General features: G+C 58.5%; 16 protein-coding genes. 5 read left to right on the top strand and 11 right to left on the bottom strand.

The window, feature by feature from the left end; translation table 11 throughout:
• Positions 1-4 precede the first annotated feature (4 nt).
• The 3 genes from BMY55_RS04300 to BMY55_RS04290 are packed head-to-tail and all read left to right on the top strand — an operon-like array spanning position 5 to position 1,796.
• The gene (locus BMY55_RS04300) at positions 5-298 is read left to right on the top strand and encodes a Dabb family protein (protein WP_091428608.1); all 294 of its coding nucleotides are present in this window, start codon (positions 5-7) and stop codon (positions 296-298) included.
• Positions 295-747, top strand: coding sequence for a YcgN family cysteine cluster protein (locus BMY55_RS04295; RefSeq protein ID WP_091428606.1), 453 nt, complete (start codon positions 295-297; stop codon positions 745-747). The genes BMY55_RS04300 and BMY55_RS04295 overlap by 4 nt, the downstream gene beginning before the upstream one ends.
• Entirely contained in the window at positions 747-1,796 is a 1,050-nt protein-coding gene (locus BMY55_RS04290; RefSeq protein WP_091428604.1) for a threonine aldolase family protein, read from the top strand. The genes BMY55_RS04295 and BMY55_RS04290 overlap by 1 nt, the downstream gene beginning before the upstream one ends.
• Here the strand turns inward: BMY55_RS04290 and BMY55_RS04285 are convergent.
• Both BMY55_RS04285 and BMY55_RS04280 read right to left on the bottom strand, forming a co-directional pair.
• A complete protein-coding gene (locus BMY55_RS04285) occupies positions 1,793-2,623 on the bottom strand; it encodes an alpha/beta fold hydrolase (protein ID WP_091428602.1) in 831 nt (276 codons plus the stop codon). The genes BMY55_RS04290 and BMY55_RS04285 overlap by 4 nt on opposite strands.
• Positions 2,620-3,222, bottom strand: a complete 603-nt coding sequence (locus BMY55_RS04280; RefSeq protein WP_091428600.1) for a 2-hydroxychromene-2-carboxylate isomerase — start codon at positions 3,220-3,222, stop codon at positions 2,620-2,622. Before BMY55_RS04280 ends, BMY55_RS04285 begins: the two co-directional genes overlap by 4 nt.
• Before the next feature lie 106 nt (positions 3,223-3,328).
• Between BMY55_RS04280 and BMY55_RS04275 the strand changes: the two genes are divergently transcribed.
• Entirely contained in the window at positions 3,329-4,342 is a 1,014-nt protein-coding gene (locus tag BMY55_RS04275; RefSeq protein WP_091428599.1) for a ribose-phosphate pyrophosphokinase, read from the top strand.
• A gap of 52 nt (positions 4,343-4,394) precedes the next feature.
• Here BMY55_RS04275 and BMY55_RS04270 read toward each other — a convergent pair whose 3' ends face one another.
• The 9 genes from BMY55_RS04270 to BMY55_RS04230 all read right to left on the bottom strand — a co-directional run bounded on the left by BMY55_RS04270 (position 4,395) and on the right by BMY55_RS04230 (position 12,870).
• Positions 4,395-4,742 carry an H-type lectin domain-containing protein gene (locus BMY55_RS04270; protein ID WP_091432013.1) on the bottom strand — a complete coding sequence of 116 codons (348 nt, stop codon included), beginning with the start codon at positions 4,740-4,742 and terminating at the stop codon, positions 4,395-4,397.
• 68 nt (positions 4,743-4,810) lie between these two features.
• Complete coding sequence (locus BMY55_RS04265) at positions 4,811-6,025, bottom strand: MFS transporter (protein WP_091428597.1); 1,215 nt, start codon at positions 6,023-6,025, stop codon at positions 4,811-4,813.
• A gap of 94 nt (positions 6,026-6,119) precedes the next feature.
• Positions 6,120-6,530 carry a F0F1 ATP synthase subunit epsilon gene (locus tag BMY55_RS04260; protein ID WP_091428596.1) on the bottom strand — a complete coding sequence of 137 codons (411 nt, stop codon included), beginning with the start codon at positions 6,528-6,530 and terminating at the stop codon, positions 6,120-6,122.
• 12 nt (positions 6,531-6,542) lie between these two features.
• Positions 6,543-7,967: a F0F1 ATP synthase subunit beta gene (atpD, locus tag BMY55_RS04255; RefSeq protein WP_091428594.1), complete on the bottom strand. Its 1,425-nt coding sequence runs from the start codon at positions 7,965-7,967 to the stop codon at positions 6,543-6,545.
• 18 nt (positions 7,968-7,985) lie between these two features.
• Positions 7,986-8,864, bottom strand: a complete 879-nt coding sequence (locus BMY55_RS04250; protein WP_091428593.1) for a F0F1 ATP synthase subunit gamma — start codon at positions 8,862-8,864, stop codon at positions 7,986-7,988.
• Positions 8,865-8,878: 14 nt separating this feature from the next.
• Positions 8,879-10,417, bottom strand: coding sequence for a F0F1 ATP synthase subunit alpha (atpA, locus tag BMY55_RS04245; RefSeq protein ID WP_091428591.1), 1,539 nt, complete (start codon positions 10,415-10,417; stop codon positions 8,879-8,881).
• The gene (locus BMY55_RS04240; RefSeq protein ID WP_091428590.1) at positions 10,417-10,983 is read right to left on the bottom strand and encodes a F0F1 ATP synthase subunit delta; all 567 of its coding nucleotides are present in this window, start codon (positions 10,981-10,983) and stop codon (positions 10,417-10,419) included. Before BMY55_RS04240 ends, atpA begins: the two co-directional genes overlap by 1 nt.
• A gap of 325 nt (positions 10,984-11,308) precedes the next feature.
• Positions 11,309-12,127, bottom strand: a complete 819-nt coding sequence (locus BMY55_RS04235; RefSeq protein ID WP_091428588.1) for a class I SAM-dependent methyltransferase — start codon at positions 12,125-12,127, stop codon at positions 11,309-11,311.
• 98 nt (positions 12,128-12,225) lie between these two features.
• The gene (locus tag BMY55_RS04230; protein ID WP_091428585.1) at positions 12,226-12,870 is read right to left on the bottom strand and encodes a DUF938 domain-containing protein; all 645 of its coding nucleotides are present in this window, start codon (positions 12,868-12,870) and stop codon (positions 12,226-12,228) included.
• 77 nt (positions 12,871-12,947) lie between these two features.
• On the opposite strand from BMY55_RS04230, the gene gloB reads away from it, so the two are divergent.
• Positions 12,948-13,712, top strand: a complete 765-nt coding sequence (gloB, locus tag BMY55_RS04225; protein WP_091428582.1) for a hydroxyacylglutathione hydrolase — start codon at positions 12,948-12,950, stop codon at positions 13,710-13,712.
• Positions 13,713-13,748 lie beyond the last annotated feature (36 nt).

The raw sequence follows: 13,748 nt of genomic DNA, 5'->3' as shown, positions 1-13,748 counted from the left end.
CAACATGATCCGCCACATCGTCTTTTTCACCGCCAAACGCCCCGAAGACCGCGAAACCATTCGCGCCGGGCTGGAGCTTTTGAAAGACATCCCGCACAGCCTGCGCCTTGAGGTTGCCGTGAATCTCGCGACGGACCCGATCCCCGGCCCATCGCCTGACGTAGTTGTTTATGGCGAATTTGCGGACGAAGACCAGCTTGCTGCCTATAAGGCGCATCCGTTGTATCAGCAATCCATCGCGCGCGTGCGCCCTTTGCGCGAGTTGCGGGTCGCAGCGGATTTCGAGGCAAGCGCATGACCAAGGGATTGCGAAAGAAGTTCTGGGAACGACCACTGGACAGCCTGACCGGGCCAGAATGGGAAGCGCTGTGCGATGGATGCGGCAAATGCTGCCTGAACAAGCTGGAAGACGAAGACACCGGCGAAATTGTGTTCACACGCGTGGCCTGCCGATTGCTGGATGGCGACACCTGCCGCTGTTCACAATATGACATTCGCCTGCAATTCGTGCCGGAATGCATCGTCCTGACACCCGAGAATATTGGCGAAACCGCGTATTTCATGCCCGCTTCCTGCGCCTATCGCCTGCGCCACGAAGGGAAGCCGCTTCATGATTGGCACCCGCTGATCTCGAACGACCCCGACAGCGTGCACAAGGCCGGGTGCAGTGTGCAGGGCTGGACCGTGCCGGAGTTCGAAGTGCCCGAAGACGAATGGGAAGACCACCTGATCGAGGAGCCACATTGATGTTTTTCGCCTCTGACAATTCCGGTCCGGCCCATCCATTGGTGATGGCTGCACTGGTCCACGCAAATGAAGGCTATGCCATGCCCTATGGCGCCGATGCGCTGATGGACGAGGTTCGCGTCCGCATTCGAGAGATATTCGAAGCCCCTGAGGCTGCGGTTTATCTGGTGGCCACCGGAACGGCGGCAAATTCGATCAGCCTGGCCACCCTGTCCCAACCTTGGGACACCATCTTTTGCGCGACCGAGGCGCACATCCAGGAAGATGAGTGCAACGCGCCTGAATTTTACACGGGTGGCGCAAAGCTGACACTGGTTCCGTCTGAGCACGCCAAGATGACCCCGCCCGCCTTGCACCGCGCCATCGAAGCTGAAGAAGGCCGAGGCGTGCATGGCCCGCAACGCGGCCCTGTCTCGATCACAAACGTAACCGAACGCGGCACGATTTATTCCGTCGCCGAGTTGACCGAATTGTGCAAAGTCGCGAAATCTTTCAACCTGCCCACCCATCTGGACGGCGCGCGGTTTGCAAACGCGCTGGTCGCACTTGGCTGCACGCCGGCGGAAATGACGTGGAAAGCCGGGATTGACGCGGTCAGTTTTGGCGGCACCAAAAACGGCTGCATGGGAGTCGAAGCGGTGATCTTCTTTGATCCGAAACACGCGTGGGAGTTTGAGTTGCGACGCAAACGCGGTGCGCATCTGTTTTCAAAGCACCGTTACCTGTCCGCCCAGATGCTCGCCTATCTGACCGATGACCTTTGGCTGGACCTCGCCCGGCGGGCCAACGCGGCCAATGCACGGCTGGTGCGCGGGTTGAAGCAGATCGAGGGCGTGACCTTTCTGCATGAACCTGACGCCAACATGAGCTTCGCTGGCTGGTCCCGTGCCGGCCACCAGCGCCTGCATGACTCGGGTGCGACCTACTACATCTGGGAAGGGGTGCTGGATGGCACGGACCCGGACAAAGTGCTGACCGCGCGCATGGTTGCCGACTGGTCAACACGTGACGACAATATCGACAGGTTCTTGGAGCTTGTGCGCGGCTAAAGCGTGATCGGCGCTGACTGCGACAGAAACCCTGATATAACATCGCCCACGTCTTCGGGATGGGTGATCGGACCCATGTGCCCTGCACCTTCGAATATGTGCCGCTTCACATTGGGCAGGCGTGCCGCCAGCACATCATGCACCGCCGCCACCAGGGCAGGCGAACGCGCGCCCTCCATCAGCAGGACCGGTATCGCGAGATTTTCCAACGCGCCGGGGGCAGCCTGATCGTGGACGTCTTGGTAGGTCACGGGGTTTCCAGCCGGGATCAGGTGAATGCGTTGCGCCATATCCTCGCGCAGCGACAGTGGCAAAGCCCGCCATGCGGCATCTCGGCCCCACATGATGTTAAACAGGCGCGCGGCCTCTAGCCGATCGCCAGCTTGCAAGGCCGCCATGAACGGTCCGTCCATATAAGCTAGGTTCTCGGCGAAGGCGGGATGATCCTTGGCAGCGGCAAACAGAACCGGTTCAAAAAGGGCCAGGCTGCGCACCCGGTCCGGGTGACACTGCGCCAATCGCAGGGCAATCGTGCCGCCAAAACTATGTCCGATCAGATCAACGGTACCCGGAACTTCCTGATCAAGCAGAGCCTCTGCGATCTGGACCGCCCTGTCCTGATAATCCCCTGTCCCGTCCCAGTCTGCGCTGCGCCCATGGCCGGGCAGATCAAGCGCCACCATGGTCAGCTCGTTGGAAAGGCGTCTTTCAAGTCCACGCCACGCACCGGAATGCGCCAGCGAGCAATGCACCATCAATGCGGCTCGCGACCCATTGCCAGATCGGTGCCAATAGGTCTTGTGACCTGCAAGTGTCTGAAGGGTCATCCGTGTTTGGCACCAAGATGCGTGTCCAGCGCATCCAGTCTGTCTTGGCCCCAGAACCTCTCGTCATCATCACAAACATAGAAGGGCGAGCCGAACACGCCCGCGCTCACCGCGTCTTCAAGGTTGCGGCCATAGGCTTCTGCCCCTGCCAGAAGGCCGCTATCGGCAAGGCTTGGGTCAAACCCGGCATCGGCAAGACAGGCCTTGATCACATCATCCTGCGCCACATCCTTTTCTTCCGCCCAGCAGGCCCGCATGATCCCATGAACCAGTGCGCCTATGTTCCCTCCACCCGCTGACTGCGCTGCGATGATCGCATAGGACGCAGGCGCACCATTTGTGGGCCAGTGTGCCGGGCTGTGGTTCATCGACATGTCCAGCGCCTTGGACCAGCGCTTCAGCTCTTGCATCCGGTATTCCATCCGTGACGGGTGGCGGTCTTTTGGCGGGGTGCCCCCGGTGCGGCCGAACAACTGCCCGATATCAATCGGCTTATAGGTGATTTGCGCCCCATGACGCGACGCAATATCTTCCAGCCGCGATCCGGCCAAATAGGCCCATGGCGACAACACTGTGAAATAATAGTCGATCTGCGTCATTTTTCCTGCCCTTGTTGCCCCATTACTGTTCCAAGGAATCTATCCCGATGTTAAGGGGTGTCAACGTCACGATTCTGCCACACAGACCACGCCGGGAACAGCTGCCATGCCATCCATCACCGAACCGAAACTTATCTCGGGCAACTCCAATCGGCCACTTGCCGAAGCCGTTGCCAAGCGCATGTCGATGCATCGCGGATCCTCTGTCGGTTTGGTCGATGCCCGCGTAGAACGATTCAACGATGGCGAGATTTTTGTCGAAGTTTTTGAGAACGTGCGCGGCGAGGATATGTTCATCATCCAGTCGACCTCGAATCCGGCCAACGACAACCTGATGGAGCTTTTGATCATTTCGGACACGTTGCGACGATCTTCTGCGTCGCGCGTCACCGCCGTGATTCCTTATTTCGGCTATGCCCGTCAGGACCGTCGCACCAAAGCTCGCACACCGATTTCTGCCAAACTGGTCGCCAACATGATCGCCGGTTCGGGGATCGAACGGGTATTGACCATGGACCTGCACGCAGCACAGATTCAAGGTTTCTTCGACATCCCGGTGGATAACCTTTACGCCAGCCCGATCTTCGCTTTGGACGTCAAACATCACTTCAAGGATTGCATGGACGAAGTCATGGTGATCTCGCCGGACGTGGGCGGCGTGGCACGCGCCCGCGAGCTTGCCAAGCGGATCAACGCACCGCTGGCCATTGTCGATAAGCGCCGTGAAAAAGCCGGTGAGATTGCCGAGATGACAGTGATCGGCAATGTCGAAGGCAAACGCTGCATCATCATCGACGATATCTGTGACACCGCCGGCACGCTGTGCAAAGCGGCCGAAGTGCTGATCGAGAACGGCGCACAAGAGGTGCACGCCTATATCACCCACGGCGTCATGTCAGGCCCTGCGGTCGAACGGGTATCTAAATCTGTGATGAAGTCGCTGGTGATCACGGATTCGATCCAGCCGACCGATGCGGTGAAAAACACACCCAACATTCGCATCGTGCCAACTGCACCGATGTTTGCGCAAGCGACCTTGAACATCTGGGGTGGCACATCTGTGTCATCGCTGTTCGACCACGACACGTTGGAACCGCTTTACGAGAACCTGTATTCATAGCTGCACGCGACAAAGGGCCTCGGTGGCTTTGGTCTTGGTGGCTGACGGTCCGTCAAACGTCCCAATCGTCATCCCCGCGAACCTCACCGATGGCGGTCCAATTCACCCGCATCCGGGCGACGCGTGTATCACCCCATGTGCGAAAAATGATCTGAAAGCCGGTTTCCGTAATCGCATCGGCTGCAATATCCGCCCGCGCGTTGGTGCGTTTGTCCAGATCCCACATCGACACGCTGACATGCACCGATGGTGGACTTAGGAAGTGTTCCGAAAATCCGACCGGTGTCACAAGCTTTCGTGCGCCGCTGCCGGTCCACATCTCGCCATCATGCTCGAAATCCGAAAACAGTATCATACTGCCTTGGTCCACCCCGACCATATGGGTGTTGATCCTGCGCATCGACGACGGCCCCGTTAAATATTCTTCGTGCCAGCAGACCCCAAACGCGCCCAACTGGCAAGCCATGCCTAACGTCGAAGGCGCAGGAAAAACGGAAACAATATCAAGACCAGGCCCCCGGAAAACAGGAAGGGTGCGCCGGGCAGGTAAATCGTACCTTTAGCATCCGCAAACATCTGGAATATCCAAGTTACCATCATTGGTCCAATCACCGCTGCGATGGAGCCGAGACTGGCAATAACCCCCTGCAACAGCCCCTGGCGATCCTCGGCGACCATATTGGCCATCATCGCGGTCATGGTCGGCGGTGCCATATCGGCCAGCGCTGCAATCAGGATGGCGGCGAACATTACATATACGCTCGCCGTCATGCCGAAGATCGCAAAGGCCGCGATGGCACAAATGACCGAAAATATGAGTGTGCGAAACTCGCCCAGACGCGGGATCAACAACCGCATGACGACGCCCTGCGAAACCGCGACCGCGATACCATAGGCCGCCAGCGTTAAACCGATCGGCGCCGCGCTCCACCCAAAAATTTCGCGCGTCCAGAAAGCCCACAGGGTCGGGTAAACCATATTGGCAAGCTCGAACAGGAAGATCAGAACAAGCGGCAATCCCAACCCCGGCAGCTTGAACGCATCAAGGATCGAGCCAAAGGGGTTCAGGTCGCGCCGCCGGAAGACGCGGCGTTTCTCAGGCACAAGGCTTTCGGGCAGCACAAAAAGACCCAAGAGCACGTTCAACCCGGCAAATGCGGCGGCCAGCCAGAACGGCGCGGTCAGATGCAAGCTGGCCACGAAACCACCGATGGCAGGCCCCATTACGAAGCCGATGCCGAAAGTGGCGCCAATAAGCCCAAAATTCGCAGCCCGCTCCTCAGGCTTTGAAATGTCAGCCAAGTAGGCCGTAGCGGTGATATAGGTCGCCCCCGCGATCCCTGCCAGAACCCGCCCGATCAGCAACCACCAGAAGGTCGTCGCAAGGGCCATCACCACATAGTCAATCGTCAACGCCACCAAGGCCAGAAGCAGAACCGGGCGGCGCCCCAGACTGTCCGAGATTCCGCCAATCACGGGGGCAAACAGGAACTGCATCGCCGCATACGAGGCCATCAGGATCCCGCCCCAGAACGCTCCGTCAGCGGTGCCGGTGGCCCCGACACGCAGCATCAGGTCCGGCATGATCGGGAACACAATTCCAATGCCAACCGCATCCAGCAGAATGGTGGCCAGAATGAACCATATGGCGGCTTGGTTGGATGTCGTGCGGCTGGCAGTCATGCGGTTATCTGTGCCGCGATTGCCTGGCACGTGCAAATGTAAAAAGCCCCGCCTTTTCGAGCGGGGCTTTCGTATTCCCGGGGGAAGGCCGGGATCAGGCTTTCACCGTCAATCCCAACTCGTTGGCCATCGCGGCAATATCTACCGTGCGCTTTGCCAGTTCATCCAGGTTTTCGGTGGTCGCATTTTCCGACGCGGCGGCGGCGTCAGAAACGAAGCCGTCCAACAGCTCTTGTGTCATCTCGGCCACCGGAACAGCGCGTTCGGCCAGAACCGAGGTGCCGGTTGCGGTGACTTCGGCAAAGCCCCCGGTCACGGCAAACTCGGCATTGCCTTCCGGCGCTTCGACGCGAACGATACCGGGGCGCAACGTCGTGATCGTCGGTGCGTGGTTCGGCATCGCCGTCATATCGCCATCGGCGCCCGGCAGCTGGACCGCCGTCGCCTGAAGCGAAGCAAGGCTTCGTTCGGGCGACACCAGGTCGAATTGCATCGTATCAGCCATTAGTGGGCCTCCTTAAGCGGCGTCAGCCGCCATTTTTTCGGCTTTGGCAAGCACTTCGTCGATACCGCCAACCATGTAGAAGGCGCCTTCAGGCAGGTGATCATACTCGCCTGCCACGACGGCCTTGAACGATGATATCGTTTCTTCCAGCGGCACCTGAACACCGTCCGAGCCGGTGAACACTTTCGCCACGTCGAAGGGCTGCGACAGGAAGCGTTCGATCTTGCGCGCACGGGCAACGGTCAGTTTGTCTTCTTCCGACAGTTCGTCCATGCCAAGGATGGCGATGATGTCTTGCAGCGACTTGTAACGCTGAAGCACCTGCTGAACATCGGTTGCAACCTTATAGTGCTCTTCCCCGATGATCAGCGGGTCAAGCAGGCGCGAGGTCGAACCCAGCGGGTCCACAGCCGGATAGATGCCTTTTTCCGAAATCGCACGATCCAGAACGGTCGTGGCGTCAAGGTGGGCAAACGATGTTGCGGGTGCGGGGTCGGTCAAGTCATCCGCGGGAACATACACGGCCTGCACGGACGTAATGGACCCGGATTTGGTCGACGAAATACGTTCCTGCATGGCACCCATGTCGGTGGCCAGCGTCGGCTGATAACCAACCGCCGAAGGAATACGGCCAAGAAGGGCCGAAACTTCCGAACCAGCTTGGGTAAAGCGGAAGATGTTATCGACGAAGAACAGAACGTCGGAACCGGTGTCGTCACGGAACTGTTCCGCCAGTGTCAGACCCGACAGGGCCACACGCATACGTGCTCCGGGAGGTTCGTTCATCTGGCCATAAACCAGCGCAATTTTCGACTTTTCCAGATCGTCGGGAACGATAACGCCCGATTCAATCATCTCGTGATACAGATCGTTGCCTTCACGGGTCCGCTCGCCAACACCCGCAAACACGGACACACCCGAGTGCACTTTTGCGATGTTGTTGATCAGTTCCATGATCAGAACGGTTTTACCAACGCCGGCACCGCCGAACAGACCAATTTTACCACCCTTGGTATAAGGGGCCAGCAGGTCGATGACCTTGATGCCGGTGGTCAAAATTTCGGTTTCCGTCGACTGTTCGTCAAACGCGGGCGCATCACCGTGGATCGGGCGGCTGTCTTTCGACTTCACCGGGCCCTTTTCATCAACGGGTTCGCCGATAACGTTCAGGATACGGCCCAGGGTCGCATTGCCGACCGGCACCGCAATCGGGGCTCCTGTGTCGGTCACATCCTGACCGCGCACCAGACCTTCGGTTGCGTCCATAGCGATACAGCGGACGGTGTTTTCACCAAGGTGCTGCGCCACCTCCAGAACAAGTTTGTTGCCGTTGTTGTCCGTGGTCAGGGCGTTCAGAATGGCCGGAAGGTCATCTCCGAATTGAACGTCCACAACGGCGCCAATCACCTGGGTGATCTTACCTTTAGCGTTAGCCATTGTTGTTTCTCCGGTTTCTTAGAGCGCCTCGGCGCCCGAAATAATTTCGATAAGCTCGTTGGTGATCACGGCCTGACGCGAGCGGTTATACTGAATGGTCAGCTTCTCGATCATGTCGCCAGCGTTGCGGGTTGCGTTGTCCATCGCGGCCATCCGCGCACCTTGCTCGGACGCAGCATTCTCCAGAAGCGCCGAGAAGACCTGAGTGGCCACGCCCGAAGGCAGCAGCGTTTTCAGAATACCTTCTTCCGACGGTTCATAGTCGTAAACCGTCGACGCGCTTGCACCCTCTTCCGGGGCGTCGAAACTGGCCGGGATAACCTGTTTCGCGGTCGGAACCTGCGTGATCACGCTTTCGAACGTGTTGTAGAAGATCGTCGCCACATCGAACTCATCTTCGTTGAAGCGATGGATCAGGTCGTTTGCAATAGCCTGCGCGTTGTCATAGCCGACGTTGCGCACACCCGACAGATCCACATGACCGATCATGTGATCGCCATACTCACGCTTCAGTTGTTCGCGGCCCTTCTTGCCGACGGTCAGAATCTTCATCGTCTTGCCATGTGCCAGCAGATCTTCCGCCTTGGCACGGGCCAATTTCACGATCGACGAGTTGAAGCCACCGCACAGCCCGCGTTCGGCCGTCATGACCACCAGCAGGTGGACCTGATCGGAACCCGAGCCTGCAAGCAGTTTGGGCGCGCTGTCCCCACCGGTCGATGCAGCAGCCAACCCACCCAAAACGGCATTGAACCGTTCTGCATAGGGCCGACCTGATTCAGCGGCGTCTTGTGCCCGCCGCAGTTTTGCGGCGGCCACCATCTGCATGGCCTTCGTGATCTTCCGAGTGTTCTTGACACTCTCGATCCGATTTTTGAGGTCCTTAAGGTTGGGCATCGTTCAACGCCCCCTTAAGCGAAGTCAGCGGCGAACGCATCCAGCGCAGCTTTGACTTTATCCTCAAGCTCACCTTTGACCTTGCGGTCATTGTTGGTGATATCGGCAAGCAGATCGGCGTTGTTCTGACGCAGGTGGTTCAGCAGGCCTGCCTCAAAGCGACCGACTTCGCTGACCGCGATCTTGTCCAGATAGCCGTTGGTGCCTGCATAAATCACGCACACGATTTCAGCGTTGGTCAGCGGCGAATACTGCGGCTGTTTCATCAGTTCGGTCAGACGCGCACCACGGTTCAGAAGTTGTTGGGTTGCGGCATCAAGGTCAGAGCCAAACTGGGCAAAGGCCGCCATCTCGCGATACTGAGCCAGCGACAGTTTCACCGGACCGGCAACCGAGGACATCGCCTTGGTTTGCGCCGACGAGCCAACACGCGACACCGAAAGACCGGTATTCACAGCGGGACGGATACCCTGATAGAACAGCTCGGTTTCCAGGAAGATCTGACCGTCGGTGATCGAGATCACGTTGGTCGGAATAAATGCGGACACGTCGCCACCCTGGGTTTCGATCACCGGCAGCGCGGTCAAGGAACCGGCACCGTAGTCTTCGTTCAGCTTGGCCGAACGCTCCAAAAGGCGCGAGTGAAGATAGAAAACGTCACCCGGATAGGCTTCGCGGCCCGGCGGGCGGCGCAGAAGCAGTGACATCTGGCGATAAGATACGGCCTGTTTCGAAAGGTCATCATAGATGATCAGGGCGTGACGACCGTTGTCGCGGAAATGTTCGGCCATAGCGGTCGCGGCGTAAGGTGCCAGGAACTGCATGGGGGCCGGGTCGGATGCGGTTGCCGCCACGACGATCGAATACTCGATCGCGCCGCTTTCTTCCAGTTTCTTCACCAGTTGTGCAACGGTCGAACGCTTCTGACCGATGGCAACATAAACGCAGTACAGTTTCTTGCCTTCGTCGTCGCCAGCCGCGTCGTTATACGATTTCTGGTTCAGAATCGCGTCCAGCGCCACGGCGGTTTTACCGGTTTGGCGGTCGCCAATGATCAGCTCTCGCTGGCCGCGGCCGATCGGGATCATCGCATCAACCGATTTCAGGCCGGTTGCCATCGGTTCGTGAACCGATTTACGCGGGATGATGCCCGGCGCCTTCACGTCGGCCACGCCGCGTTTCTTGGCGTTGATCGGACCTTTGCCATCGATCGGGTTGCCCAGACCGTCGACAACGCGCCCCAGAAGCTCGTCACCGATTGGCACGTCCACGATCGAGTTCGTGCGCTTGACGGTGTCGCCTTCTTTAATGTCGCGGTCCGAACCGAAGATAACAACACCAACGTTGTCGGCTTCAAGGTTCAGGGCCATTCCGCGGATGCCACCGGGGAATTCGACCATTTCACCAGCCTGGACCTTATCAAGACCATATACGCGAGCGATACCATCACCCACTGACAACACGCGGCCAACTTCGGCCACTTCGGCGTCTTGGCCAAAGTTCTTGATCTGGTCCTTCAGGATCGCAGAAATCTCTGCTGCTTGGATACCCATTATCCGACCTCTTTCATGGAATTCTGAAGTGCGTTGAGCTTCGCTCGGATCGACGTGTCGATCATGCGCGAGCCCACTTGGACGACAAGACCACCGATGAGCGATTCATCGACGGCCAGGTTGATGTTCACATCCTTGCCAATGGTGGCTTTCAAAGCCTTGGCAAGTTTGTCTTGTTGAGCCTTGGTCATGGATTTGGCGGCGGTCACCTGTGCGGTCACCTCGCCCTTGTCCTCAGCGATCAGCGCGCGCATGGCGGCCACGAACTGAGGCAGCACGAACAAACGCCGTTTCTGGGCCATCAGCCCCAGCGTGTTCGCGACCATCGACGAAAGTTTCATCTTCTTGGCGATAGCGGTGATCGAGGCACCCTGCTCGTCCCGGCTATAGATAGGGGAACTGATCAGGTTGCGAAGGTCTTCGCTGTCGGCGAGAGCAGCTTCAAGGGCGGCAACATCCGCCTCGACTGCTTTCAGGTTCTTGCCTTCCTTGGCCAGGTCAAAGACGGCAGTGGCATAACGCTGGGCAATGCCGGTTGAGATCGCGACTGGTTCGGACACGTCCACCCTTCCGATGTCTTTAGCCCCATTGTGATCTGCCGGTCAGCAAATCGGGGCGGCCTACAGATGCCGCATGTACAAGCGTGTCATCTAAATCGTCGCTGCATGTAGCAGGGATATGCTCACCTCGCAACAGGCTTGCGGGGTTTTAACGCCAACATATTCGCCCCCTTTGGCCGATCTGGTGAACTTATTTCATCCAGACCCTTTCACCTAAGGGAAAAAAGGGTTGTAGCCTGTGTGCACTAGGCAACATGTTTTCTGGATACATTTGTATACCGTGAAAGCCGATTCCGGTGGCGTCTTTGCGGGACGGGCGACCCTGGCCACATCAGCGGAGATCGAAACGAATGATTCTGCCGCTGCGAAATGGGCCTGAGCGGCTCGCGTCCTGCACTCGTGAGGCACTTGGCTCGGGCACGCCAAGCCCTTCAAGCACCTTCAAAGGTCGCTTCACGGCCTGCGCCAGTCCCGGCCGTTTTGGGGCAGGAATTTGCTTGGACACCTCGACCATCAGAACCCCCCCCGCCAACACCAGCGGCAGTTGCAGCCCCGCCCGTTCCCAGAAACTTCCCGTCTTGAGCCAGAAACGTTTCGAAGAGGGCGGCTGATACAGCGCCGACAAGTGGCGTTCGACACGAAACCCGTGCTCTTCCAACTGGGCTTCGAGCTGGCTCATCGAATAGGGGCGGCCATAGCCAAACGGGGTGGCATCTGAACGTGCCCAAAGCCCGGCACGATTGGGCGTGATGAACAGCGCCCGACCGCCAGGGCCGAGAACGCGATAGGCTTCGTCCAAAAGAAAGCTCGGCGTCTCCGAAGTTTCCAACCCGTGCATCACCACCAGTTTGTCGACAACACCGGTGTCCAACGGCCACATCGTATCTTCGACCAGGACCGAGACATTCTGCATCCCCGCAGGCCAAGGCATAACCCCTTGGGGGGCGGGCATCAGGCCCATCACGCGGCGCGCAGATGAAAGATACGGTCGCAATAAAGGCACCGCAAAGCCGAACCCGGCCACGGTCTGCCCCTTGGCCTTGGCGGCAGGCCACGTCGTTATCACCTTGTCACGGATCGCCTTTTGCGCCGCACGTCCCAACATGCTGCGATAATAGAAGTTGCGAAGATCCTGCACATCAAGATGCATGACGCCTTTTGTCACCTGCCCGTTTTCACTGCGCCAAGACTAACGGATCAGTCACAAAAAGAAATGCGACACCGGTCAGGATCACGAAAAAAGATCGCTCACTCTCGTGTTTGGCGCATCACCAGCACCAGATTGTTTGCCGGCATCTCGATCAACGCGGCGCGCGACAGGCCAGCCTCGGTCGCCCACGCTTCAATCGCCTCGATATCCTTGTAGCCGATGTCGGGATTCTGTTCGGTCAGCGCGGCATGGAATGCCTGGTCACTATCGGACCGGAACAGACCCTGCGTGCGAAAAGGGCCGTAAAGAAACCAGTGCCCACCGGGCAAAAGATTGCGCGCCACGCCATTGACCACAGCTTGCGCGGCCTTGGCGTTGATCAGGTGCATCAGGTTTACCGTCACTGCCATCTCGAACGGGCCGGTGCGCCAACTGGGGGCGGTCGCATCCAGAACCTGCGCGACTCGCATGTTCAAGATCCCTTTCCTGGCGCGCCACGCATCGATGCTGATCAGACGCTCGGCATCAATATCCGTGGGCTGCCAGATGGTTTCGGGAAACGCATCTGCGAAGGCGACGGCATGTTCACCGGTGCCCGACGCAATCTCAAGCGCGACGCCACCGGATGGCACATAGGGTCCAATGACTTCCAGGATTGGGGAAATGTTGCGCGCAGCAGAGGGCGCGGACAACCGTCCGTCGTTGCGCGTCTCCGCAATCGAATGTGGCTTTTCACCAGCCATCAGAACCCCCAGTATGGTGGTAGTATTGAGCCTTCCACACCTTTCGGCAAGAGTAGAGATGAACACAGGAGAAACACATGCTGACGCTTGTCACGATACCCTGCCTTTCCGACAATTACGCATTCCTGCTGCATGACGAGAAATCTGGCCAAACCTCGCTGATTGATGCACCCGAAGCCGCCCCCATCAGCGCAGCGCTGGCAGCGCGTGACTGGACACTGTCGGAAATCTGGCTGACCCATCACCATTGGGACCACGTTCAAGGGGTTGCTGACCTTGTGGAGGCGACCGGTGCCAAGGTTGTGGGCGCAATAGCTGACGCCCACCGCCTGCCCGATCTGGACCGTGCCTATGGCGACGACGATCAGTTTCACTTCGCCGGGCACGATGTGCATGTGATGGATGTGTCAGGACACACAGCGGGCCATATCGCCTTTCACGTCCCCGACGCCGGATCAGTGTTTACCGGCGACAGCCTGATGGCGATGGGATGTGGCCGTCTGTTCGAAGGTACAGCTGAACAGATGTGGGACAGCCTGTCGCGCCTTGCGGCACTGCCACCTGAAACGCTGGTCTGTTCGGGCCATGAATACACGACCGCGAACGCGGCTTTTGCGGCGACGATCGAACCGGACAACAGCGCTCTGAAAAGACGCACAGATGACATCGCCGCCCTGCGGGCAAGCGGTCAGCCCACGGTGCCGTCCCGCCTGTCTGACGAGCTTGAAACCAACCCGTTTTTACGCGCCCACTTGTCAGAGGTGAAAGCCGCCCTACATATGGAAACCGCCCCAGACGCCGAGGTGTTCGCCGAAATCCGGCGTCGCAAAGACAGTTTCTAACCCCAAAATTCAGCCAATCACGCCTCCGAGAGCGAA

The sequence above is a fragment of the Aliiroseovarius sediminilitoris genome (assembly GCF_900109955.1).
In the GTDB taxonomy this organism is placed as follows: domain Bacteria; phylum Pseudomonadota; class Alphaproteobacteria; order Rhodobacterales; family Rhodobacteraceae; genus Aliiroseovarius; species Aliiroseovarius sediminilitoris.
This window is presented reverse-complemented; position numbering and strand designations above follow the sequence as displayed.